This is a genomic window from Geothrix paludis (assembly GCF_022808815.1).
GTDB lineage: Bacteria > Acidobacteriota > Holophagae > Holophagales > Holophagaceae > Geothrix > Geothrix paludis.
On sequence record NZ_JAKZLC010000002.1, the window covers coordinates 73,776 to 96,248 of the forward strand.

Below are 22,473 nucleotides of genomic sequence, written 5' to 3' on the forward strand. Positions count from 1 at the left end.
TGCACCGGCATCCTGGATGCTCACGCAAATGACCACCCCAGTGTAGCCAATCTACCCCAGGGCAACGGGTCACATCCGGAAGGCGGTCAGTGGAGAAGCGAAGCCAATTCCACCGGCGATGTCACGGGCCGGGCGCAGGTGCGGCCCCGGCAGACGAAGGCGAAGGGGCCTTCGCTGGAGGTGGCGCGTTCCTCGTGCAGGGGGAGGAGCTGATCCTCCGACACAGACAGGACCCGCCCGGGCAGGTGGCGGCGGTGGACCTCCGCCAGCATGGCCTGCACCGCGGAGCTGCGCGGATTGCCGGAGATGGCCACCTCCACCGGCTCGCGCAGGGCCAGGTCGAACACGCCGAGCATCCCCAGGAAGGCTCGGGGCGCCCGTCGCATCCAGGGGGCGAAGCAGCGGAGCGCGCCCTCGGCGGCCAGCCGGAAGTCCTCCCGCTGGAGGTGGCGGGACAACCGCAGCAGGGCCCGCGCCGCCAGCGTGTTGCCGCCGGGGATGGCGTTGTCGAACCCCGGCTTCAGACGGAAGAGGAGGTCCGCCTGATCCGCTTCGGTGCTGAAGAAGCCGCCGTCGACCTGATCCAGGAACCTCGCCATCAGCCCCTCGGCCAGCGATTCCGCCCAGCGCAGCCAGGCCGGATCGAAGCCGGCTTCGTAGAGGTCCACCAGCCCTTCCACCACGGCGGCGCTGTCCTCCAGGAAGCCCGGCGTGTGGGCCTGCCCTTGCCGCCAGACGCGCAGCAGATGTCCGTCCCGCCAGAGCTCCCGGCGCAGGAAGCTGGCGCAGTCCCTGGCGGCTTCGAGGTAGCGGGCCTCGCCCAGCACCTGGAAGCCCCGGGCCAGGGCAGAAAGCGCCAGCCCGTTCCATGACGCCAGCACCTTGTCGTCCTTGCCCGGGCGCACGCGGCGGTCCCGCCAATGCCGCAGGCGCTCCCGCAGCAGTTGATCTTCTTTCTCGGGAAGCGAAGCTTCCCGAGCACATGAAAAGCGGTGAACCACGCTCTTCCCGTGCTCGAAAGTCCCCCCATCGGTGATGCCGAAGACGGCGCAGAAGCGTGCGCCATCCGCCTCGCCCAGGGCTTCGCGGACCTCAGCGGGCGTGAAGACGTAGAACTTCCCCTCCTCGCCCTCGCTGTCCGCATCCTCGCTGGAGTGGAAGCCGCCGGCGGGATCCCGCAGGTCCCGCAGCAGGTAGTCCAGCGTCTCCCGCGCCACCTGTGCGTATCGTGGCTCTCCCGTGGCCTGAAAGGCCGCCAGGTAGGCGCAGGCGAGCTGGGCATTGTCGTAGAGCATCTTCTCGAAGTGGGGCACCAGCCACTGGCCGTCCACGCTGTAGCGGGCGAAGCCGCCGCCCAGGTGGTCGTACATGCCGCCCTCCCACATGGCATCCAGGGTGCGCAGGGCCATGGCCCGGTCCTCCGCCGTGCCCCGGGCCAGGATCAGTTCCACGGCCATGGACTGGGGGAACTTGGGCGCCGGGCCGAAGCCGCCCCAGCGGGGATCGAAGGCGGCCCGCAGCTGGGCCAGGGCCTCGTCGAGCGCTGCCTCACCCGGAAGCTCCGCACCCGCATCCACCGCCGCCTGCCGCCGCAGCTCCGCCGCAAGATTCGCCGCCTGCCCCACCACGCCCGCCCGGTCCTCCCGCCACACCTCGGCGATGCGCCGCAGCAGGGGGACGAATCCCGGCATGCCACCCCGAGGTTCTGGCGGGAAGTAGGTGCCCCCGTAGAAGGGCTCCAGATCCGGCGTGAGCCACACGCTCATGGGCCAGCCGCCCCGGCCGGTCATCGCCTGCACGGCGTCCATGTAGAGGTCATCCAGATCCGGCCGTTCCTCCCGGTCCACCTTGATGCTCACGAAGTGGGCGTTGAGCACCTCGGCCACGGCCGGGTTCTCGAAGCTCTCCCGCTCCATGACGTGGCACCAGTGGCAGGCGCTGTAGCCGATGCTGAGGAAGATGGGCTTCTGCTCGGCCCGTGCCTTGGCCAGCGCCTCCCCGCCCCACGGGAACCAGTCCACGGGGTTGTGGGCGTGCTGGAGCAGGTAGGGACTGAGGCTTCCAGCGAGATGATTGGACATATCCGGCTCCCCGGACCGGATTATGCCCCAGGATTCCTTTCATGACAGGGACATGACGGTGGCCACCGGTAGAATGGAACTTTCGTGCCGCTCCGGAGTCCCATGTTCGACAGCCTCACCCAGAAACTCAGCCAGGCCATGAAGGCCCTCCGGGGCCAGTCGAAGCTGACGGAAGCCAACCTCGAAGCCGTGCTGCGCGAAGTCCGCATGGCGCTGCTGGAAGCCGACGTCCACGTGAGCGTGGCCCGCACCTTCCTCCAGCGGGTGAAAGAGAAGGCCCTCGGCGCCGAGGTCATGCAGGGCCTCAACCCCGCCCAGGCCTTCATCGACATCGTCCACCGCGAGCTGGTGGAGATCATGGGTGGCCAGGCCCCCGAGCACCCCATCGCCTTCGCCTCGAAGCCGCCGACGGTGGTGATGATGGTGGGCCTGCAGGGCGCCGGCAAGACCACCACCTGCGGCAAGCTGGCGGTGTTCCTGAAGAAGCTGGGGCGCTCGCCCCTGCTGGTGCCTGCGGACGTCTACCGCCCCGCCGCCATCGAGCAGCTGCACGTGGTGGCCAAGGACGCCGGCGTGCCCTCCTTCCGCACGGAGGAGAAGGACCCCGTGGCCATCTGCGCCGCGGCCCTGGCCGAAGCGAAGCTCAAGGGCTGGGACACGGTCATCCTCGACACCGCGGGCCGCCTGCATCTCGATGAAACGCTGATGGAGGAGCTGGTCCGCATCAAGGGCTCGGTCTCCCCGGACGAGATCCTCTTCGTGGCCGACGCCATGACGGGCCAGGACGCCGTCCGCAGCGCCACGGCCTTCCACGAGAAGCTGGGCATCACGGGCGTGGTGCTCACCAAGACGGATGGCGACACCCGCGGCGGCGCGGCCTTCAGCATCAAGCAGGCCACGGGCCAGCCCCTCAAGTTCGTGGGCGAGGGCGAGAAGCTGGAGGACTTCCAGCGCTTCCACCCGGACCGCATGGCTCAGCGCATCCTGGGCATGGGCGACGTCCTCAGCCTCATCGAGCATGCCAAGGACAAGATCGACGAGAAGGAAGCCGAGGTCATGGCCAAGCGCCTGGCCAAGAACCAGTTCACCCTGGAGGACATGCGCAAGCAGTTCCAGCAGGTGCAGAAGCTGGGCTCCATGAACAAGATCCTGGGCATGCTGCCGGGCCTGGGGCAGATGAAGGACCAGCTGGCCCAGGTAGCCACGGACAAGCGCATCAAGCATCTCGAGGCCATCATCAACTCCATGACCCCCGCCGAGCGCGCCAACCACAACCTGCTGGACGGCAAGCGCAAGCGCCGCATCGCCGCCGGCTGCGGCCGTCCCGTGAGCGAGATCAACCAGCTCATCAAGCAGTATGTGGAAACCAAGAAGATGATGGGCCAGATGAACGATCCCAAGTTCATGGCCCGCATGCAGCGCATGGCCAAGATGGGTGGCGGCCCCAACCTGCCTTTCTAGCCTGCCTTTCTAGCGAGGACCCTAGGTGCTTCCCCGTCCCCTGACATCCGCCAGAACCTGGATGGTCTTCGGGGTGGTCCTGGCCGTCGGCCTGACCGGGGCATGGCTGTGGCGGTCCAGCGCCCACTCCGCCGGAGCGCGGCGGGTGCTCATCATCAGCGCCGAACCTTCGCAGCAGACCGAGGTGAACCTGGGTCTCGAAACCTTGATCTCGGACCACTTCGAAGTGCTGGCGGGGATCACGGTCACGCACGCCGCGGCCGTCCCCGCCCCGGCGGACCTGCGGAAACTCCCACACGATCTCGCCCTGTTCCGCTTCCACGGACGCCGGGACGGCCAGCGGCTGGCACTGACCACCCAGTGGACCACCCCTGCGGAGCTGCTGGCGGGCCGCCCCTGGCGCCGGGACGCCCAGCCCCCCATGGATCCGGCCCAGGCCATGGAGACCTGGGTGGCACGGTGGCCCCTGGATCGACGCCACCGCTTCCGGGCCGACCTCTATCCCCGGGATCCCGGGCGGTTCTGGCAGCTCCTGCGGGCCATGGCCATCCGGGACGACCGGGAAGCCACGAGCCAGCTGCCGGCCACCCAGGCCCTGGCCGAGGCCGAGCCCATGTGCGCCACGGCCTGGACCACGCTGGGGGATCACCTCTACCGCAGCCTGTGGGTGGATCCCGCCGAGGCCGGCATCGGCCTCAATTCCCGCACCCACAGGGCGTTCCAGCGGGCCGTGGAGCTGGTGCCGGGCCACCCCCGGGCCACCTTCCTCTGGTCCCTGATGCTCACGGACACGGGAAACCAGGACATGGCCCTGCGCGTCCTCGACGAGGCCATGCGTCTGCGCCCGGAGGTTCCCGACATCTTCCTCGGCCTCACCTACGCCGGCCGAACCTCAGGCCTGCTGGCCGGGGCCCGGTCGGCCATGCTCCGGCGGCAGGAGCTCCTCGCCCCCCTGTCCCCCGCCTCCTCCTGGACCGTCGAGACCACCAACCTCTACATCGGGGACTGGTCCGCCTTCGAGCAGGACGTGCAGCAGGCGAGGACCCTGCGCGAGGATTCAGGCGTCCTGTTCTACCTGGGTTACCTCGCCCTGCTGAAGGGTGACCGCAAGACGGCCCTCGGGCGTATGAAGGACGCCGAAACGGCGGGGGGCTTCAGCCCCTTCCAGGACCTCGCCCGGGTCTACCGCGCCCTGCTGGAGGGACGCACCTCGGACGGCCTGGCCGAGCTCCGGCGGATCGATGATGTACGCGGCAAGCTCCGCATTCCCGACGGGGAGTTGACCTTCAAGCAGGCGGAGGCCTATTCGCTCCTCGGCGATTCGGATCGGGCCGTGGATTGCGCCACGCGGGCCTTTGTCCAGGGGTTCAGCTGCGCCCGCTGGTACGAGTCGTCACCCTTCCTCGAGAAGATGCGGACCCACCCCCGCTGGCCGACTCTCCGGCGGAACGTCCGGGAGCGCCAGGCCGTCATGGAAGGCAGCTTCCCGCCCTCGAGCTTCGAGCCCTGAATTAGCGCTTGGGAACGGGTGAATTCCGCGATACACTCTCCTGCTCAGGGAGTGCCCATGCTTTCGATCCGACTTGCTCGCAATGGTGCCAAGAAGCGCCCGTTCTACCACATCGTCGTCTCCGAGAATGACCGCATCCCCACCGGCCGCGCCGTGGAGGTGCTGGGCTTCGTGAACCCCATCGCCGGCGCCGGCGAAGAGGTCCGCATCGACGCCGAGAAGGCCAAGTCCTGGCTCCAGAAGGGTGCCCAGCCCTCCAAGACCGTCCTCGATCTGTTCAAGAAGAACCAGATCCTGTAGCCGGTTTCCGTTCGCCGAAAGCCGGGCCAGGGTCCGGCTTTCTTTGTTCGTGGAGCGCCCATGAATCCCGAAGCCTTCCTACGCGATGTGCTGACCCCCCTGCTGGACCATCCGGAGGCCCTCCGGGTCGAGGTCAGCGGCGAGGGACGGAAGCGCGATGTGCTGGTCTTCGCGGACCCCAGGGACCGCGGGCGCATCATCGGCAAGCACGGGCGCATGATCTCGGCGCTTCGCACCCTCTGCAAGGTCGCCGGAGAGAAGGCGGACCTGATGGTGAACCTCGAGCTGGACGACGAGGACGAACGGGAGGCCTAGATGCTTCTTGCGGGCCATCTCGCCAAGGTCCAAGGCCTCAAGGGCGAGTTCCTCTTCCATGCCGTCATGGATGACCCCGAGCGGCTGGACGGCATGGCCGGACTGCTGCTGGCGCCGCCCCAGATGGACCTCGAGCATGGCGAGGCGGCCGCCCCGGCCCGGCCCGTGAAGCTGCGAGGCTTCCGGTGGCACCAGGACCGCCCCTGCCTCGCCTTCGCCGAGGTGCCCGACCGCACGGCGGCCGAGGCGCTGAAGGGCTGGGCCCTGTGGATGCCCGAATCGGCGGCGGTCCTGGACGAGGGAGAGAGCTTCCGCCACCAGTGGATCGGCTGCGAGGTCTTCATCGGGGACCGCAAGGTGGGCGAGGTGCTGCGCCTGGATCCCGGGCCCGCGGGCTACGACATGGTGGTGATGCGGGACCTGCGCCCCGGCCGCACGGGCCAGCGCGACATCCCCTACATCAAGGCCTGGTGGACCCTGGACCTGCCGAACCGCCGCCTGGACCTGGATCCACCGGAAGGCCTGCTGGACGTGAACCAGGTCTGAGGCCCCGGCACACGAGGGAAAAGATTCCCTGGCTATCGGCGAGCATCAGCCCAAAAAAGATCTCCACGAAGCGCACGAAAACGCCCTGCGGGCGTCAGAAGGGCACGAATGAGGCCCGACTCATCGCGGACATCCCATCGCGGGCGGCGGCCATGGCGGCCCTTGGGAGCCGGCCTGGGCCGCCGCCCGCAAAGCCGGACGCGCCGGGCGCGGCCGGGGGCCGGAGGCCCGGATGTCCTGGCCAGGGCGCTGGGCCTGCCTTCGTGACCTTTGCATTCTTCTTCGTGTGCTTCGTGGAGATCTTTGAAGCTGCCCCCGATACCTTGGTTCCCTGAATTCCCCCGTTGGACAGGCTCCGGCTGGGAACGGACAATCGGAGAATGTTCCCCGCCTTCGACCGCTTCAAACAGACCTTCGGCATGCGCCTGTTCGGTTGGCTGAAGATCCCCCTCCTGGCCTCCGTGCGCCCCAGCGTCATTGAGCTGACGGAAGCCCGCTGTGTGGTGCGGATCCCGCTCCGGCGCTGGACGAAGAACCACCTGGGTTCCATGTATTTCGGAGCGCTGGCCATCGGCGCCGACTGTGCCGGAGGCCTGCTGGCCATGGACCAGATCAAGCGGTCGGGCCAGGCGGTGTCTCTCGTCTTCAAGGCCTTCCAGGCCACCTTCCTCAAGCGCCCTGAATCCGACGTCTACTTCATCTGCGAGGAGGGCGCGGCCATTCGCGATCAGGTGCGCCGCACCCTGGCCTCCGAGGAGCGCCTCACGGAGCCCATGCACATCCAGGCCGCGGTGAAGCTGCCGGACGGCACCTTCGAGCCCGTGGCAGAGTTCACGCTGGAGCTGAGCCTCAAGCGGAAGAGCTAGACCGTCCGGAGCTGGATGACGAACTTCTGGATGCCCGCCAGCAGCATCTCGATGGCCATGGCCGTCAGCACCAGGCCCATGAGCCGCTCGAAGGCCAGGGTGACCTTCTCGCCCAGGAAGGCAGCGATCTTCTCCGCGAACCCGAGCACCACGGCGGAAATGGCCATGGCCACGGACAGGGCGCCCAGCCATTCCCAGAGCCGGTGGGGCTCTCGGCTCACCAGCAGCAGCACCGTGGCGATGGCCGAGGGGCCGGCGATGAAGGGGATGGCCAGGGGCACGAGGAAGGGTTCTCCATGGACAGGGAGATCCGCCGGAGCCTCCGCATGGGGGAACACCATCTTCAGAGCGATGAGGAAGAGGATCACGCCGCCCGCGATGCCCAGCGACGTGTCCGTCAGGTGCATGAGGCGCAGCACCTTCTGACCGAAGAGCGCGAAGAAGAGCAGGATGGCGAAAGCGAACAGCACCTCGCGGATGATGATCCGCTGGCGCCGGGCCGGATCCACCTGGCGCAACAGTCCGATGAAGACTGGGATGTTGCCCAGGGGATCGGTCACCAGCACCAGCAGGACGATGGCCGAGACGAACGAGGAGGAGTCCATGGCGCCTCGCGATCAGAGGGGCGGGATGGACCGCCCGCTCACCTTGGCCGCCCACCAGCGGAGGCCAACGAACAGGAACCGCCAGTCCTTGAGGAACTCCGGGGGCTTGCCTTCCACCGCGTGCCCCAGGAACTGGAAGATCCACCCGATCACGAAGACGTCCAGGCCCAGCTTCCACAGGCCCGGCACGAAGGGAGCGCCCAGCAACACGAGGATCGAGAGCGTGACGAGGGGGATCCCGACCGTGTGGCAGGCCTGGTTGACCGGGTGCTGATGGCTCCGGGCATAGGCCTGGATCCATTCGCCCATGGGTCTGGATCCCAGCATGGAGGCCTCCTGGCGCCGGAGCGCCCAGCTATTTCAGCTCGAGCTCAAAGGGCAGCCTGGCGTAGACACCCTGTGGATCGTTCAGCGAGGCCAGGAGATCCAGCTGGTGGCGGAACGAGTCCACCAGACCATCCACCGGGCCAGGCTTGGCGAGCTTCCGGGGCTTGCCGCCCAGGTTCTTCAGGATTTCCCGGAGGGTGTCCGGCTCCCGCTCGGGCCCCACGACCTGGTAGTCGTCGCCCGCCTTGATCCGGCCGGCGGCGTACTTCACTGCCGCATCCAGGCCGCCGACCTCGTCCACCAGGCCCAGCTTCACGGCCTCCTGGCCGGACCACACGCGGCCCTGGGCGATCTCGTGGACCGCCTCCTTCTTCATCTTGCGGCTGTCGGCCACCTTGGCCACGAACTGCTCGTAGATGCGGTCCACCAGGCCCTGGATGCGGGCCAGCTCCAGATCGTTCTTGGGCCGGGCCAGGGTCATGGGGTTGGCCAGCTTGGCGGTCTGCACGCTATCCCAGGTGATGCCATGGTCGTTGGCCAGCTTCTTCACGTTGGGCAGCAGGCCGAAGACGCCGATGGAGCCCGTGATGGTGCTGGGCTCGGCGAAGATGCGGTCGCCGTAGGTGCTGATCCAGTAGCCGCCGGAGGCCGCCAGGTGGCCCATGGAGACCACGAGCGGCTTCACCTTCTTGGTGAGGATGACCTCGCGCTGGATGAGCTCGGAGGCCGCCGCGCTGCCACCGGGGCTGTTCACGCGGAGCACCACCGCCTTGATGCGGTCGTCCAGGCGCAGCTTGCGGAGTTCGCGGCTGAGGCGCTCACCGCCCACCTGGTTGGCCTTGCCTTCGCCATCCACGATCTCGCCTTCGGCCACGACCACGGCGATGCGGGTCCTGCCGGTCTTCGCTTCCCCTGGGATGCCCGCATAGGTGGCCAGGGCGATCTGGGGGAAGTCCTTGTCCTTGGGCTGCTTTCCGGCCAGCTTCTTCAGCTCGTCCAGCACCTCGTCGTAGGGGGCGACGCGGTCCACCAGGCCCATCTTCTTGGCTTCATCGGCCTCCACGAGCCCCTTCTCGTCAGCGATGGCCTGGAGGTCGTCGGCGGTCTTCTTGCGATCCTTGGCCACCGTGGTCTTCCACTCGCTCCAGATGTCCTCCAGCAGCTTCTGCACCTGCTCGCGGTTGGGTTCGCTCATGCGGTCGGTGATGAAGGGCTCCACCGCGCTCTTGTACTTGCCCACGCGGGTGACCTGCACCTCCACGCCGTACTTCTTGAAGGCCTCGCCGAAGAACATCGGCTCGCTGGCCAGGCCGTTCACTTCCATCTCGCCGAAGGGATTGATGAACACCGTGCTGGCACCCGCGGCCAGGTAGTAGTCCCGCTTGCTCCAGCCCTGGTTGTAGGCCAGCACGGGCTTCTTCGCCTTGAAGCGCTGGATCGCCTCCCGCAGCTCCCGCAGCTGGGCGGGACCGGCCCCCTGCAGGTTGCCCGTGAGGAACAGCGCTGTGATGCGGCTGTCGGAGGCGGCCCGGTCCAGGGCCTCGATGGCCGCGGGCAGGGACTGGGCATGCCCACCCCCGCCGCCCAGGGCCTCGCTGAGCGCCTCGCTGGGCTCGGGCTCGCGATCCGCGTCGGACAGGCTGGTGTCCAGGTCGAACACCAGCACGGCCTTGCTGGGCACCACGGGCTTCCCGGAGGAACCGAGGGCCGCCAGGACACCGAGGAACATGACGAAGGCCAGCGCGCCGGCCACCATCAGGGCCAGCAGGGCGGCGAAGAAAGTCTTGAAGAAATCCTTCATGGCGGCTCCGGAGAGGACAGTTCAGGATCGCACGAACTCACTCGGGGTGAAGTCGGGCCGCCAGGGCCAGGAACCCCGCCAGCGTCTTCGAGACGGAGGCGGCCGTGCGGGGATCGGTCGGGGCACCGTGCTCGTCGAGCTGCTGGTCCGCATGCGGAACCGTGATCGCCCCCGGGAAGGCCAGCGCGCCCATGTTCGCCAGGGTCGCCCGCCATGCCACCAGGCCGCGGGCCCCGCCGAAGGCGCCCGGACTCGCGGCGCACAGCAGCACCGGCAAGCCCTGCCAGGGACTGGGGGCCATGGTGCTGAGCCAGTCCACGGCATTCTTCAGGTGGCCCGGGATGCCCGAGTTGTACTCCGGCGACACGATCACCAGGCCCTGGGCCTTCCCGAGCCTCCCGTGCAGCTCCTGGAGATCCGCCGTCGGCGGCTCCCCTTCTTCGTAGAGGGGGAAGCGGAGGGCAGGGCCGGCGAAGCTGGACACCTCGTGGCCGTGGGTTTCCAGATCGGCCGCCAGGTGCCTCAGAAACCGGGTGTTCAGGGATGCGGGACGCAGGCTTCCACCCACCAGGACCAGTCGCATGGGACCTCCGGAAATGTGATCTGGATCAATCTTGACTTGATAGGTAAACTTTTAGAACCCCTGGAGGCTGTGGTGTCGAACTACCCGGAATACATGGTCGCTCCGATGCGCGAGGAACTGGTGCAGGTGGGCTTCCGCCAGCTTCTTACGCCGGCGCAGGTGGACGAGGCGCTGAAGCAGCCCGGCACGACCCTTCTGCTGGTGAACAGCGTCTGCGGCTGCGCGGCGGCCGGGGCCCGGCCGGGCGTGACCGAGGCCCTCCGCACCCAGGGCCTGCGCTTCGATCACCTGGTCACGGTCTTCGCCGGCATGGAGAAGGAAGCCACGGCCCAAGCCCGCGAGTACTTCGAGGGCGCCATGCCCACCAGCCCCCAGGCCGCCATCTTCAAGGACGGGCAGCTGGTCCACCTCATGCAGCGCCAGGATTTCCTGGGCCACGAGCCCGGGGATATCGCGGCCTCGCTGGTCGCGGCCTACCGCCGCACCGTGGCCGCCAGCTGATCCCTCACGGGCGCATGAAGCACATGAAGTAGGCTGGGTGGCGGAGAACCCGATGCCCAAGCCCCTGTCCCACATCAGGATCGTGGATCTGTCCTGCATACTCGCAGGCCCCTTCTCGACCCAGCTGCTGGCGGACTTCGGGGCCGAGGTCCAGAAGCTGGAGCCCCCGGATGGGGATCCTTCGCGGGGCTGGGGACCGCCCTTCGAGCACGGCGAATCCGGCGAGAGCGCCTACTTTCGCTGCGCCAACCGCGGCAAGCGCAGCCGGACCATCGACCTCCACACGGAGGAAGGCAAGGCCGGCCTCTTCGAGCTGCTGAAGGACGCGGACGTGCTGGTGGAGAACTTCCGCGCCGATTCCGCCGATCGCCTGGGGCTAGGCTGGAAGCGGCTTCATGCCAGGTTCCCCAAGCTCATCCTGGCCTCCGTCCGCGGGTTCGCCTCGGATGTCACGGCCTCCCGGCGCGCCGGCTACGACTTCATCATCCAGGCCGAGAGCGGGTGGATGGCCATCACCGGCGAGCCCGAGGGCCGCCCCATGAAGATGGGCGTGGCCCTGGTGGACGTGCTGGCGGGCCTCTACTGCGCCAACGGCATCCAGGCGGCCCTCCTCCACCGCGAGCGGACCGGCGAGGCCCTCCACATCGAGGTGCCGCTCATGGAGGCCGCCCTGGCGGGCCTGGTGAACGTCGGGGCGGGCGCCCTCATGACCGGCAAGACCCCGCAGCGCTGGGGCAACGCCCACCCCCAGATCGTGCCCTACCAGACCTTCCGCTGTTCCGATGGCGACGTGGCCATCGCCGTGGGCAGCGACCGCCAGTTCGAGGTGCTGGCCATGTGGCTGGGCCTGGACCTGGAGGCGCGGCCCGAGTGGCGGCAGAACCGGGGCCGCGTGAGGGACCGGGAGGCGCTGGTGGCCCTCATCGAGGCCCGCACGCTGGTCAGCACCGTGGACCGGGTGCTGGCCTTCTGCGAACCCAACGCCATCCCGGCCAGCCGTGTCCGGACCGTGGACGAGGTGCTGTTCCGCCAGGGCGGCGAGCTGCACAACCTGCTCCAGCCCCTGTTCGAAGCCGAGACCAACGCCATGGTCCCAACCCTGGCATCGCCCGTGCTGCTCAACGGCGAACGGGCCTGCGCCCCCCTGCCCCCGCCCCGCTGGAAGCCATGAGCGCCGACCGCCGCCGCGTCCCCCGTCTGGTGCCCCTGGGCGCCCGCCAGCCCGACCAGAAGGCCCTGGCACGCCTGCGCGCCGCCTGGGTCTTCGTGGTGGGCCCCGTCCTGGCGGAACGCACCCGTCCGCTGCGCGTGGAGCGGAACGTGCTCGTGATGGGCTGCTGGGAACTGACCCGGATCGGCCCCCTGCGCGACGCCGCCACCGCCGTGTGGCCCCAGATCCGCGACCGCATCCAGCGGGCCCTGAACCTCAGCCTGACCGGCCTCCAGATCACCCCCTGCGACCCACCCGTGGAAACCCCCGCCCCGCCGGAGGATCCCGATCCCCTCCGCCGTGCCCTGCGTCTCCTCGAAGCCCGCCGCCGGGAGCGCATCCGCCTCGGCCTGGAGTCCGAGTAGTCCCGGGCTGGACGACCCCGCCCGTTTCCAGTAGAGTCAAACCTTCGTCGGGGCGTGGCTCAGCCTGGTAGAGCGCTCGGTTCGGGACCGAGAGGTCGGAGGTTCGAATCCTCTCGCCCCGACCAATAAGAAGGGGGCCTGCGGGCCCCCTTCTTATTGGTCGGGAAAAGACAATGATTCGAACCTCCGAGTGGGACCGCCCGAGGCGTGCCTTGATGGCACGCCGAAGCGGGACCGGCGGCTGGCATAGCCAGACGCGGTTCGAATCCGCGCATTGGTGGGTCGGCGCCAAATACGGAGAGCGGCCCACCTCCGACGGGACAGCTCCCAACCGATGGTCCCCCAGCGAATATCGCTCCCAACCTCCGAATCGGTGGTCAGACCACGCAGGTGCCGTCGCGATCCACCTCCGAGCTTCGTGATCAACGGCGCCCCTGCCGGCACGATACAATGGCGGGTTCCGCCCGCCGGGCGGGGAGTCCACCCGATGAGCGACGCCTGCACCATCATGACCACCTGCGGCAGCGAGGAGACAGCTCTGACCATCGCCGCGGCCCTGGTGGATCAGGCCTATGCCGCCTGCGTGAACATCGTCCCCAGCATCAAGAGCTACTACTACTTCAAGGGCGAAACCCACCTCGACGAAGAGGTGATGCTCATCATCAAGACCACCAGGGAATTCTTCCCCCAGGTGTCGGAAGTGATTTCGGACCTCCACACCTACGAAGTCCCGGAGATCCTGATGTTTCCCGTGGAAGCCGGGTCCGAGGGCTTCCTCGACTGGATCCATCAGAGCGTGAACCGGCTCGCCTGAGCCCATCCGACCCGCCCATCCGGAGCCCCCCATGGAACAGACCCTGTCCCTCGAATTCCTGCGCGTGGTCGAACAGGCCGCCATCGCCTGCGCCTCCTCCGTCGGCCACGGTCGGCGGAAGTACAGCGACCAGCTCGCGGTGGAGGCCATGCGCCACGCCATGGAGACCGTCCGCATGGACGGCACCATCGTCATCGGCGAGGGCGAGCGGGACGAGGCGCCCATGCTCTTCATCGGCGAGAAGGTGGGCATGGGGGCGGACATGGACGGGGACCACCCGGCGGTGGACATCGCCGTGGATCCCCTGGAAGGCACGAACCTCTGCGCCACCGGCGCCCCCAACGCCATCGCCGTGCTGGCGGCCACGGAAAAGGGCGGCCTGCTGCACGCGCCGGACCTCTACATGGAGAAGCTGGTCGTGGGCCCCGCCGCCAAGGGCAAGGTGAGCCTCAACGCCCCCGTGCAGGAGAACCTGGAGATCATCGCGAAGTCCCTGGACCGCAAGGTCGAGGAGATCACCGTCACCGTGCTCGACCGGGAGCGCCACGCCCAGCTCATCGCCGACATCCGCAAGGCCGGCGCCCGCATCCAGCTCATCGGCGACGGTGATCTCAGCGCCGCCATCAGCGCCGCCGTCAGCGGCACTGGCATCCATGCGGTCATGGGCACCGGCGGGGCCCCCGAAGGCGTGCTCTCCGCCGCCGCCCTCAAGTGCCTCAACGGCGAGATCCAGGGCCGCCTCAAGGTGGACACCAACACCGCCAGCCGCGAGAAGGCCGAGGCCATGGGCGTGGACTTCAACCGCATCTACTTCACGGACGACCTCTGCCCCGGCAAGCAGATCGTGTTCGCGGCCTGCGGCGTCACCCACGGGAACCTCCTGAAGGGCGTGCTCCATTTCGGCCACGGCGTCCGCACCCAGAGCCTGGTGCTCACCTACCAGGACCGGAAGGTGCACTTCATCGACACCGTGCACATGAAGGAAGGCGAGAAGGTCACGGTCCGCTTCTAGCCTTCCCGGAATCTCTTGCGCGAATCCCTCCGCACCCGCCTCTTCCGCTGGGTATTCAACCTCTGGCCCTGCTACCGGGGCACGGGGGCCCGAGTGACCTTCATCGCCTCGGACTGGTCCGAGGTCCGCGTGCGCCTGCCCCTCTCATGGAGGACCCAGAACTACGTGGGCACCACCTTCGGCGGCAGCCTCTACGCCGGAGCGGATCCCATCTACATGCTCATGCTGATCCACCGGCTCGGACCGGAGTACGTGGTGTGGGACAAGGCCGCCTCCATCCGCTTCCGCAAGCCGGGCCGCAGCCTCCTGTCCGCCACCTTCCGGATCGACGAGGCCGAGCTGGCTGAGATTCGCCACCTCCTTCAGGACCAGCCCAAGGTGGACCGCACCTATCCCGTGGAATGGCGGGACGCCGACGGCGCCATCCATGCCGAACTGCAGAAAGTGGTGCATATATCACTTCGGGATTCTTCCTGATAGGCTTTTACCCTCAACTTACGAGGTTATTCATGGCTTCCTCCTTGCGCGCCTCCCTCGGCCTCTGCCTGGGCCTTGCGGCCTTCTCCCTGGTGGCCCAACCCAAGCCCGGCGTCGATCCCGCCAACCTGGACACCACCGTGAAGCCCTGCGACGACTTCTACCGGTTCGCCAACGGCGGCTGGCTCAAGTCCCACAGTCTGCCGGCGGACAAGTCCCGCTACGGCGCCATGGAGGAGCTGAGCGAGCGCAACCGCGCCATCCTCCAGAAGATCCTGAACGAGACCAGCGCGAAGACCACCTGGGCCAAGGGCAGCGTTCAGCAGAAGGTGGGCGACTTCTACGCGTCCGGCATGAACGAGGGCGCCATCGAGAAGCGTGGCCTGGCGCCCATGAAGCCGATCTTCGCCACCATCGACGGCCTCAAGGACACGAAGCAGCTCCCCGCCCTGCTGGCGAAGCTGCACAGCCAGGGCTTGCCCGGCGGCTTCGGATTCTTCGTGCGCCAGGACGCCAAGGCCTCCACCCAGTACCTGGGCTACCTGGGCCAGGGCGGCACGGGCCTGCCGGACCGCGACTACTACCTGAAGGATGACGCCCGCAGCCGGGACATCCGCGCCAAGTACGAGGCGCATATCGCGAAGATGCTGGAGTTGGCGGGCGACGCGCCGGACCTCGCCCGGGTCCGCGCCAAGGTGGTGCTGGATCTGGAGACCCGCCTGGCCCAGGCCCAGTGGACCCGCGTGGAGCTGCGGAATCCCCAGAAGACCTACAACAAGCGCACCCTCGACCAGGTGACGACCGAAGCCCCCGGCTTCGACTGGAAGGCCTACTTCGCCGCCCGCGGGGTCAAGCTCGCCGATCTGAACCTCAGCCAGCCCTCCTTCTTCCAGGCCTTCGGCAAGCTGGCCTCTGAGGTGCCGGCCCCCCAGTGGCGCACCTACCTGCGCTGGCATGCCCTCAGCGCCACTGCCAACCTGCTGCCCAAGGCTTTCGGTGAAGAGGCCTTCGCCTTCCATGGCAAGGTCCTGAACGGCACACCCGAGCGGGAGCCCCGCGCCAAGCGCATCGAGGCCATGACGGACGGCACCCTGGGCGAGGCCCTGGGCCAGCTCTACGTGAAGGTGGCCTTCCCGCCCGAATCCAAGAAGAAGGTCCTGGAGCTGGTGGAGAACCTCCGCGTCGCCCTGCGCGAGCGCATCACGAACCTGGACTGGATGAGCCCCGAAACCAAGCAGCAGGCCCTCACGAAGCTCAATGCCTTCGGCGTGAAGATCGGCTATCCCGACAAGTGGAAGACCTACGCCTTCGACGTGAAGCGGGACGACTTCTTCGGCAACGTGCGCCGCGCCGCCGCCTTCCGCGTCCACGAGAACCTGACCAAGCTCGGCAAGCCCATCGACCGCACGGAGTGGGGCATGACCCCGCCCACCGTGAACGCCTACTACAGCCCCACCATGAACGAGATCGTGTTCCCCGCGGGCATCCTCCAGCCGCCCTTCTTCGACGCCAAGGCTGACGACGCGGTGAACTACGGCGCCCTGGGCTACGTCATCGGCCACGAAATGACCCACGGCTTCGACGACAGCGGGAGCCAGTTCGACGCGGAAGGCAACCTCAAGAACTGGTGGACCGAGGCGGACAAGAAGGCCTATCAGTCCCGCACAGACCTGGTGGTGAAGCAGTACGACGCCTACGAGCCCATCAAGGGCGAGCACGTCAACGGCAAGCTCACCCTGGGCGAGAACATCGCCGACATCGGCGGCCTGAAGATCGCCTTTGCGGCCTACCAGAACAGCCTCAAGGGCAAGCCCGCCCCGGCGCCCATCGACGGCTTCACGGGCCCCCAGCGCTTCTTCCTCGGCGCCGCGGCCGTGTGGCGCAACCACATCCGCGAGGCGGCTCTCTCCGTGCGCCTCAAGACCGATCCCCACAGCCCCGGCCGCGAGCGCGTGATCGGCCCCCTGTCCAACCTGCCGGAGTTCTACGACGCCTTCGGCTGCGCCGATGGCCAGCCCATGAAGCGGGACGTCAAGGTGCGGCCGGCCATCTGGTGATCCATGCTCCGGAATGCGGAGCATTCCGGAGATCGAAAAAAGGGAATGGCATGAAGAACCGCTCCGTACTGCTCGTACTGGCGCTGATGGCGCCGCTTTCGGCCCAGCTGCCCTACAAGGGCTTCAACCCGGCGAACCTCGACCCCACCGTGAAGCCCTGCCAGGACTTCTTCCAGTACGCCGTGGGCGGCTGGGCCAAGCGCACGGTCATCCCTGCCGAGTACGAGCGCTACGGGGTGGACCAGGAGATCGACACCCGGACCCACCAGATCCTGCGGGAGATCATGGAATCCGCGGCGGCCGCCAAGGCCGCCCCGGGTTCCGAGACCCGGAAGGTCGGGGACTTCTACGCCAGCGGCATGGACGAGGCCGGCATCGAGGCCGCGGGGCTCAAGCCCCTCGCCCCGCTGTTCGCGCGCATCGACGGCGTGAAGGACGCGGCCTCCCTGGTGGCCGTGCTGGCTGACCTGCACCGGCTGGGCGCCTTCGCGGGCTTCTATTTCGGAGTTGAGCAGGATGACAAGGAGAGCAGCCGCTATTCCATGGTGCTCGCCCAGGGCGGCCTCGGCCTCCCGGACCGGGACTACTACCTGAAGGATGATCCCAAGTCGAAGGAGCTCCTCGCGGCCTATCGCGCCCATGTCGCGAAGATGATGACCATGGCCGGCTTCCAGGCCGGGGACGCCGACCGCATCCTCGACCTGGAGACACGCCTCGCCAAGGCCAGCATGACCCGGGTGGAGCAGCGGGATCCCAACGCCGTCTACCACGCCATGACGCCCGCCCAGCTCAAGGCCGCCGCGCCCGGTTTCCCCACGGAGCTCTACCTGAAGGCCCTGGCGGCCCCCGCCCCGGACCGCTTCGTGGTGCGCCAGCCCGCCTTCATGGCCGAGCTGGGCCGCATGATCCAGGAGGTCCCCGCCGACCAGTGGCGCACCTACCTGCGCTGGACGCTTCTCAACGATGCCGCCCCGGGCCTGCCCAAAGCCTTCGAGCAGGCATCCTTCGCCTTCTACGGCACGAAGCTCCAGGGCACCACCGCCCAGCATCCCCGCTGGAAGCGCGTGATGTTCGCCGCCGACCGCGGCCTGGGCGAGGCCCTGGGCAAGCTGTACGTGCAGCGCGCCTTCCCCGCCAGCAGCAAGGCCAAGGTGCTGGAGATGGTGGAGAACCTCCGCACGGCGCTGAAGGCCCGCATCGACGGCCTCGCCTGGATGAGCGGCCCGACCAAGGCCAAGGCCCGCCAGAAGCTGGCTGCCATGCGGGTGAAGATCGGCTATCCGGATGTCTGGCGCGACTACGCCCAGCTCGAGGTCAAGCGGCAGCCGTACGTGCTCAACCTCCTGGAGGCCCGCCGCTTCGAGTTCCAGCGGCGCCTGGCGAAGCTCGGCGGTCCCATCGACCGCAACGAGTGGAGCATGACCCCGCAGACCAACAACGCCTACTACAGCCCCACCATGAACGAGATCGTCTTCCCCGCGGGCATCCTCCAGCCGCCCTACTTCGACGCGACGGCCGATGACGCGGTCAATTACGGGAACATCGGCGCCACCATCGGGCACGAGATGACTCACGGCTTCGACGACGAGGGCCGCCAGTTCGACGCCGACGGCAACCTCAAGAGCTGGTGGACCCCTGAGGACGAGAAGGCCTACAACGAACGCGCCGAGCTGGTGGTGAAGCAGTTCGACGCCTTCGAGCCCCTGCCCGGCCTCCACCTGAACGGAAAGCTCACCCTGGGCGAGAACATCGCCGACCTGGGCGGTCTCAAGATCGCGTGGGACGCCTGGAAGCTGAGCCAGAAGGGCAAGGCCCCCGTCGGAAAGATCGAGGGTTTCACGCCCGGACAGCGGTTCTTCCTGGGCTACGCCGAGACCTGGCGCACCCTCACCCGCGAGGAGGCCACCCGCCTCCGCGCCATCACCGACCCCCACAGTCCGGCGAAGTTCCGCGTGAACGGCCCCCTCTCCAACCTGCCGGAGTTCTACGAGGCCTTCGGCTGCCAGGACGGCGACCCCATGAAACGGCCCGAGAAGGACCGCCCGGCCATCTGGTAGCATCGCCCTTTCGTCCCGACTTCCAAAGGATCTCCATGCGCATCCGCCCCCTCGTCCTCCTCGCCACCCTCCTGACCGCCGGCGCAGCCCTGGACGCCTGCACCAACCTGCTCGTGACCAAGGGCGCGACCAAGGATGGGTCGACGATGATCACCTATGCCGCCGACAGCCACACGCTCTACGGCGAGCTCTACTTCAAGCCCGGCGGGAAGCACAGCCCCGGCGAGGTGCGCGTGATCCGGGAGTGGGACAGCGGCTTCACCTTCGACACGGGCAAGGTGCTGGGCAGCATCCCCGAGGCCCCCGTGACCTACACCCGCGTCGGCAACATGAACGAGCACCAGGTCACCATCGCGGAGACCACTTTCGGCGGGCGCAAGGAGCTGCAGGTTCCCAGCGGCATCATCGACTACGGCAGCCTCATCTACATCGGGCTGGAGCGCGCGAAGACCGCCCGCGAGGCCATCCAGGTGATGACCACCCTCGCCGAGCAGTACGGCTACGCCTCCGAGGGCGAGAGCTTCTCCATCGCGGATCCCAACGAAGTCTGGATCCTCGAGATGATCGGCAAGGGCAAGGGCCAGACGGGCGCCCTGTGGGTGGCCTACCACCTGCCGGACGGCACCATCAGCGCCCACGCCAATCAGTCCCGCATCCGCCAGTTCCCCCTGAACGATCCCAGCACCGCCATCTACAGCAAGGACCTCATCCCCTTCGCCCGCGAGAAGGGCTACTTCAAGGGGGCGGACAAGGACTTCAGCTTCGCCGACACCTACGCGCCCCTCACCTTCGGGGCCCTGCGCGCCTGCGAGGCCCGCGTGTGGAGCCTGTTCCGCCGCGCCGCGCCCAGCCAGAACCTCTCCATCGACTACGTGAAGGCGGTGAAGGGCGCCAAGCCCATGCCGCTCTTCATCAAGCCCGATCAGAAGCTGGGCGTGCATGACGTCATGCAGCTCATGCGCGACCACTTCGAGGGCACCGAGTTCGACATGACCAAGGACGTGGGTGCCGGCCCCTACAAGCTGCCCTACCGCTGGCGGCCCATGACCTGGAAGGTGGACGGCCAGGAGTACCTCCACGAGCGCGCCATCAGCACCCAGCAGACCGGCTTCTCCTTCGTGAGCCAGGCCCGCGGTTGGATGCCCGGTCCCGTGGGCGGCGTGCTGTGGTTCGGCGTGGACGACACCTACACCACGGTCTACCAGCCCATCTCCTGCGCCATCACGGCCCCGCCCAAGGCCTTCGCCATCGGCACGGGCAACTTCGATTCCTTCAGCTGGGACAGCGCGTTCTGGACCTTCAACTTCGTCAGCAACTACACCTACACCCGCTGGAGCGACATGATCGTGGATGTCCAGAAGGTGCAGCAGGAGCTCGAAGGCCGCTACCTGGCCGACCAGGCCGAGGTGGACCGCAAGGCTCTGGAACTCTACAAGCAGGATCCCGCCCAGGCCCAGGCCTACCTCACCCAGCGCGCCGCCATTCAGTCCGAGGAGCTCATGGGCCGGTGGAAGAAGCTGGGCGAATCCCTCATCTGGAAGTACCTGGATGGCAACGTCCGCAACGGGAAGGGCGAGGTCACCCATCCCAAGGCTCCCGAGGACTGGCTGCGCTGCATCGTCAAGGACCACGGCGACGTCATCAAGATGCAGAAGGTGGAGGGGCTCGCTCCAGACGAGGAGTGAACCCCGGGCTGAAAACCTGCGGTTTTCAGATGGAAGGCCCCGCTCGCGGGGCCTTCCTAGTTGTGATGTCTGCCGTTCAGGGCCCTGTGGGATGATGGCGGGTTCCCCGAGGTTTTCATGCACCGCCCTGATCCGCATTCCTACTACGATGCAGCCCAACCGAAGGCCCGGCGGCTTCGCCTGAAGCTGGGGGTGGACTTCGCCGCCAAGCGCATCGCTGGAGAGGTGGCCCTGGAGTTCGGCGACCCAGTGTCGGGCCCGCTGGACCTGGACACCAAGGGGCTGGAGATCCTCGCCGTGGATGCGCCGGGCAAGGGGTCCCTCCCCTGGGAACTGGGCGAGGCCGATCCCATCCTGGGCAGCCGCCTGCGGGTGACCGCGCCCGACGGCACCCGGGAAGTGACGGTCCGCTACCGGACGGCCCCGGACGCCATGGCCCTCCAGTGGCTGGACCCGGAGCAGACCGAGGGCAAAGTGGCCCCCTACCTCTTCAGCCAGTGCCAGCAGATCCACGCCCGCACCATGGTGCCCTGCCAGGACACGCCCATCGCCCGGGTGTCCTACCAGGCCGAGGTCACCGTGCCCGAGGGCCTCACCGCGGTGATGTCCGCGGGCCCGGACGGTGATGAGGCCACCGGCGATGGCCGCCACATCTTCCGCTTCACCATGCCCCAGCCCATCCCCAGCTACCTGCTGGCCCTGGCCGTGGGGCGCCTGGAATCCCGCGACCTGAGCCCCCGCAGCCGCGTGTGGGCGGAGCCGGAGACGGTGGCCGCCGCCGCCTGGGAGTTCGCCGGGGTGGAGGAGATGATCGTCAAGGCCGAGGGCCTCTTCGGAGCCTACCCCTGGGACCGATACGACATGCTCGTGCTGCCGCCCTCCTTCCCCTACGGCGGCATGGAGAATCCGCGCATGACCTTCCTCACGCCCACCCTGCTGGCGGGGGACCGCAGCCTGGTGGACGTGGTGGCCCACGAGCTGGCCCACAGCTGGACCGGCAACCTCGTCACCAACGCCAGCATGGAGCACTTCTGGCTGAACGAGGGCTTCACCGTGTGGGCCGAGCGCAAGATCCTGCGCACCCTCCACGGCGACGACGCCGCGGCCCTGGGCTGGGCCACCGGCCAGAAGGCCCTGGAAGACAGCCTGGAGCGTTTCAAGAAGGAGCCCCACCTCACGGTGCTGCGCATGCACCTCGAGGGCATCGATCCCGACGACGCCTTCTCCAGCATCCCCTACGAGAAGGGCGCAAGGCTGGTGGCGGCCCTGGAGCGGCAGGTGGGAGAGGCCACCTTCGGCCGCTTCCTCCGCGACTACATGGATGCCTTCCGCTTCACCTCCATCACCACGGAGCAGTTCTGCGCCTTCGTGGACGAGCAGCTGCCCGGCGCCCTGGCGGCCGTGAACGCCAAGGCCTACCTGGACGAGCCCGGGATGCCGGCCACGGCGCCCCAGTTCCGCAGCACCCAGCTGGACGGCCTCACGGCCCTGGCGGATGGCTGGGTCGCGGGCCAGCGGCCCGCCGAGGCCCAGATCGCGGCCTGGACGCCTTCGGAACTGCTGGTCTACCTCCAGAAGCTGCCCCGCCAGCTCACCCAAACCGACTGCGCCTGGCTGGACACGCACCTCAAGCTGATGGACCGCGGCAACCACGAGATCCTCGTGGAGTGGCTGACCCTGACCGCCGCCGCCGACTACGAGGCGGCCTTCCCGCGCATCCGCGAGGTGCTGGTCCGCGTGGGGCGCATGAAGTACCTTCGGCCGCTCTACGGCGCCCTGGGGCAGCATGCCCGCACCCGCGCCCTGGCCCGCGAGATCTTCGCCGCCGCCAGCCCCGGCTACCACGGCCTGTCGCGCCGCGTGGTGGCGTCCGTCCTCGAAGCCTATCCCGCCTAATCGG

General features: G+C 68.1%; 21 protein-coding genes and 1 tRNA gene. 17 read left to right on the forward strand and 5 right to left on the reverse strand.

Features of this window, described 5'->3' with window-relative positions; translation table 11 throughout:
• Positions 1-86: 86 nt before the first annotated feature.
• The gene (locus tag MLE64_RS05870) at positions 87-2,081 is read right to left on the reverse strand and encodes a thioredoxin domain-containing protein (RefSeq protein ID WP_243316857.1); all 1,995 of its coding nucleotides are present in this window, start codon (positions 2,079-2,081) and stop codon (positions 87-89) included.
• 102 nt (positions 2,082-2,183) lie between these two features.
• Here MLE64_RS05870 and ffh point away from each other — a divergent pair, with 102 nt between their 5' ends.
• The 6 genes from ffh (at position 2,184) to MLE64_RS05900 (ending at position 7,079) form a co-directional block, all read left to right on the forward strand.
• Complete coding sequence (ffh, locus tag MLE64_RS05875) at positions 2,184-3,542, forward strand: signal recognition particle protein (RefSeq protein ID WP_243316858.1); 1,359 nt, start codon at positions 2,184-2,186, stop codon at positions 3,540-3,542.
• 25 nt (positions 3,543-3,567) lie between these two features.
• Positions 3,568-5,052 carry a tetratricopeptide repeat protein gene (locus MLE64_RS05880; protein ID WP_243316859.1) on the forward strand — a complete coding sequence of 495 codons (1,485 nt, stop codon included), beginning with the start codon at positions 3,568-3,570 and terminating at the stop codon, positions 5,050-5,052.
• Between the two features lie 57 nt (positions 5,053-5,109).
• Positions 5,110-5,352: a 30S ribosomal protein S16 gene (rpsP, locus tag MLE64_RS05885; RefSeq protein ID WP_243295982.1), complete on the forward strand. Its 243-nt coding sequence runs from the start codon at positions 5,110-5,112 to the stop codon at positions 5,350-5,352.
• A 60-nt stretch (positions 5,353-5,412) separates the two neighbouring features.
• Positions 5,413-5,667 (forward strand): KH domain-containing protein, encoded by a 255-nt coding sequence (locus MLE64_RS05890; RefSeq protein WP_243295981.1) that lies wholly within the window; start codon positions 5,413-5,415, stop codon positions 5,665-5,667.
• On the forward strand, positions 5,668-6,213 hold the full coding sequence (locus tag MLE64_RS05895) for a ribosome maturation factor RimM (protein ID WP_243316860.1): 546 nt from the start codon (positions 5,668-5,670) through the stop codon (positions 6,211-6,213).
• Positions 6,214-6,593: 380 nt separating this feature from the next.
• Positions 6,594-7,079: a PaaI family thioesterase gene (locus tag MLE64_RS05900; RefSeq protein ID WP_243316861.1), complete on the forward strand. Its 486-nt coding sequence runs from the start codon at positions 6,594-6,596 to the stop codon at positions 7,077-7,079.
• On the opposite strand, the gene MLE64_RS05905 is transcribed toward MLE64_RS05900, so the two are convergent.
• Genes MLE64_RS05905 through MLE64_RS05920 form a run of 4 tightly spaced genes read right to left on the reverse strand, consistent with a single transcriptional unit; the run spans position 7,076 to position 10,395 of the window.
• Positions 7,076-7,684 (reverse strand): MarC family protein, encoded by a 609-nt coding sequence (locus MLE64_RS05905; protein ID WP_243295978.1) that lies wholly within the window; start codon positions 7,682-7,684, stop codon positions 7,076-7,078. The two genes, MLE64_RS05900 and MLE64_RS05905, sit on opposite strands and share 4 nt — an antisense overlap.
• A gap of 12 nt (positions 7,685-7,696) precedes the next feature.
• On the reverse strand, positions 7,697-8,011 hold the full coding sequence (locus tag MLE64_RS05910) for an Mpo1-like protein (protein WP_243316862.1): 315 nt from the start codon (positions 8,009-8,011) through the stop codon (positions 7,697-7,699).
• A gap of 28 nt (positions 8,012-8,039) precedes the next feature.
• Positions 8,040-9,812 carry a signal peptide peptidase SppA gene (sppA, locus tag MLE64_RS05915; protein WP_243295976.1) on the reverse strand — a complete coding sequence of 591 codons (1,773 nt, stop codon included), beginning with the start codon at positions 9,810-9,812 and terminating at the stop codon, positions 8,040-8,042.
• Between the two features lie 37 nt (positions 9,813-9,849).
• The gene (locus MLE64_RS05920) at positions 9,850-10,395 is read right to left on the reverse strand and encodes an NADPH-dependent FMN reductase (protein WP_243316863.1); all 546 of its coding nucleotides are present in this window, start codon (positions 10,393-10,395) and stop codon (positions 9,850-9,852) included.
• 93 nt (positions 10,396-10,488) lie between these two features.
• Here MLE64_RS05920 and MLE64_RS05925 point away from each other — a divergent pair, with 93 nt between their 5' ends.
• From MLE64_RS05925 to MLE64_RS05975, 11 genes are all read left to right on the forward strand, one after another.
• Positions 10,489-10,896, forward strand: a complete 408-nt coding sequence (locus tag MLE64_RS05925; RefSeq protein ID WP_279342977.1) for a BrxA/BrxB family bacilliredoxin — start codon at positions 10,489-10,491, stop codon at positions 10,894-10,896.
• Between the two features lie 52 nt (positions 10,897-10,948).
• Positions 10,949-12,067, forward strand: a complete 1,119-nt coding sequence (locus MLE64_RS05930; protein WP_243316865.1) for a CaiB/BaiF CoA transferase family protein — start codon at positions 10,949-10,951, stop codon at positions 12,065-12,067.
• Positions 12,064-12,471 (forward strand): DciA family protein, encoded by a 408-nt coding sequence (locus tag MLE64_RS05935; RefSeq protein WP_243316866.1) that lies wholly within the window; start codon positions 12,064-12,066, stop codon positions 12,469-12,471. The genes MLE64_RS05930 and MLE64_RS05935 overlap by 4 nt, the downstream gene beginning before the upstream one ends.
• Before the next feature lie 48 nt (positions 12,472-12,519).
• Positions 12,520-12,596: transfer RNA gene (locus tag MLE64_RS05940), tRNA-Pro, on the forward strand.
• A 362-nt stretch (positions 12,597-12,958) separates the two neighbouring features.
• Positions 12,959-13,285, forward strand: a complete 327-nt coding sequence (gene cutA, locus MLE64_RS05945) for a divalent-cation tolerance protein CutA (protein ID WP_243288678.1) — start codon at positions 12,959-12,961, stop codon at positions 13,283-13,285.
• A gap of 31 nt (positions 13,286-13,316) precedes the next feature.
• A complete protein-coding gene (gene glpX, locus MLE64_RS05950) occupies positions 13,317-14,297 on the forward strand; it encodes a class II fructose-bisphosphatase (protein ID WP_243295971.1) in 981 nt (326 codons plus the stop codon).
• 15 nt (positions 14,298-14,312) lie between these two features.
• Entirely contained in the window at positions 14,313-14,774 is a 462-nt protein-coding gene (locus MLE64_RS05955) for a DUF4442 domain-containing protein (RefSeq protein ID WP_243316867.1), read from the forward strand.
• A gap of 32 nt (positions 14,775-14,806) precedes the next feature.
• Positions 14,807-16,831 carry a M13 family metallopeptidase gene (locus tag MLE64_RS05960; protein WP_243316868.1) on the forward strand — a complete coding sequence of 675 codons (2,025 nt, stop codon included), beginning with the start codon at positions 14,807-14,809 and terminating at the stop codon, positions 16,829-16,831.
• A 50-nt stretch (positions 16,832-16,881) separates the two neighbouring features.
• Positions 16,882-18,888, forward strand: coding sequence for a M13 family metallopeptidase (locus MLE64_RS05965; protein ID WP_243316869.1), 2,007 nt, complete (start codon positions 16,882-16,884; stop codon positions 18,886-18,888).
• 35 nt (positions 18,889-18,923) lie between these two features.
• Positions 18,924-20,573 (forward strand): dipeptidase, encoded by a 1,650-nt coding sequence (locus MLE64_RS05970; protein ID WP_243295967.1) that lies wholly within the window; start codon positions 18,924-18,926, stop codon positions 20,571-20,573.
• A gap of 117 nt (positions 20,574-20,690) precedes the next feature.
• Positions 20,691-22,469, forward strand: a complete 1,779-nt coding sequence (locus tag MLE64_RS05975) for a M1 family metallopeptidase (protein WP_243316870.1) — start codon at positions 20,691-20,693, stop codon at positions 22,467-22,469.
• Positions 22,470-22,473 lie beyond the last annotated feature (4 nt).

Coding starts and splice junctions, on each gene's coding strand:
- MLE64_RS05910 (WP_243316862.1), bottom strand. CDS start 8,011: ATGCTGGGATCCAGACCCATGGGCGAATGGATCCAGGCCTATGCCCGG.
- rpsP (WP_243295982.1), top strand. CDS start 5,110: ATGCTTTCGATCCGACTTGCTCGCAATGGTGCCAAGAAGCGCCCGTTC.
- MLE64_RS05960 (WP_243316868.1), top strand. CDS start 14,807: ATGGCTTCCTCCTTGCGCGCCTCCCTCGGCCTCTGCCTGGGCCTTGCG.
- MLE64_RS05870 (WP_243316857.1), bottom strand. CDS start 2,081: ATGTCCAATCATCTCGCTGGAAGCCTCAGTCCCTACCTGCTCCAGCAC.
- MLE64_RS05930 (WP_243316865.1), top strand. CDS start 10,949: ATGCCCAAGCCCCTGTCCCACATCAGGATCGTGGATCTGTCCTGCATA.
- MLE64_RS05895 (WP_243316860.1), top strand. CDS start 5,668: ATGCTTCTTGCGGGCCATCTCGCCAAGGTCCAAGGCCTCAAGGGCGAG.
- MLE64_RS05905 (WP_243295978.1), bottom strand. CDS start 7,684: ATGGACTCCTCCTCGTTCGTCTCGGCCATCGTCCTGCTGGTGCTGGTG.
- MLE64_RS05935 (WP_243316866.1), top strand. CDS start 12,064: ATGAGCGCCGACCGCCGCCGCGTCCCCCGTCTGGTGCCCCTGGGCGCC.
- MLE64_RS05975 (WP_243316870.1), top strand. CDS start 20,691: ATGCACCGCCCTGATCCGCATTCCTACTACGATGCAGCCCAACCGAAG.
- glpX (WP_243295971.1), top strand. CDS start 13,317: ATGGAACAGACCCTGTCCCTCGAATTCCTGCGCGTGGTCGAACAGGCC.
- MLE64_RS05965 (WP_243316869.1), top strand. CDS start 16,882: ATGAAGAACCGCTCCGTACTGCTCGTACTGGCGCTGATGGCGCCGCTT.
- MLE64_RS05970 (WP_243295967.1), top strand. CDS start 18,924: ATGCGCATCCGCCCCCTCGTCCTCCTCGCCACCCTCCTGACCGCCGGC.
- cutA (WP_243288678.1), top strand. CDS start 12,959: ATGAGCGACGCCTGCACCATCATGACCACCTGCGGCAGCGAGGAGACA.
- MLE64_RS05890 (WP_243295981.1), top strand. CDS start 5,413: ATGAATCCCGAAGCCTTCCTACGCGATGTGCTGACCCCCCTGCTGGAC.
- ffh (WP_243316858.1), top strand. CDS start 2,184: ATGTTCGACAGCCTCACCCAGAAACTCAGCCAGGCCATGAAGGCCCTC.
- MLE64_RS05925 (WP_279342977.1), top strand. CDS start 10,489: ATGGTCGCTCCGATGCGCGAGGAACTGGTGCAGGTGGGCTTCCGCCAG.
- sppA (WP_243295976.1), bottom strand. CDS start 9,812: ATGAAGGATTTCTTCAAGACTTTCTTCGCCGCCCTGCTGGCCCTGATG.
- MLE64_RS05920 (WP_243316863.1), bottom strand. CDS start 10,395: ATGCGACTGGTCCTGGTGGGTGGAAGCCTGCGTCCCGCATCCCTGAAC.
- MLE64_RS05900 (WP_243316861.1), top strand. CDS start 6,594: ATGTTCCCCGCCTTCGACCGCTTCAAACAGACCTTCGGCATGCGCCTG.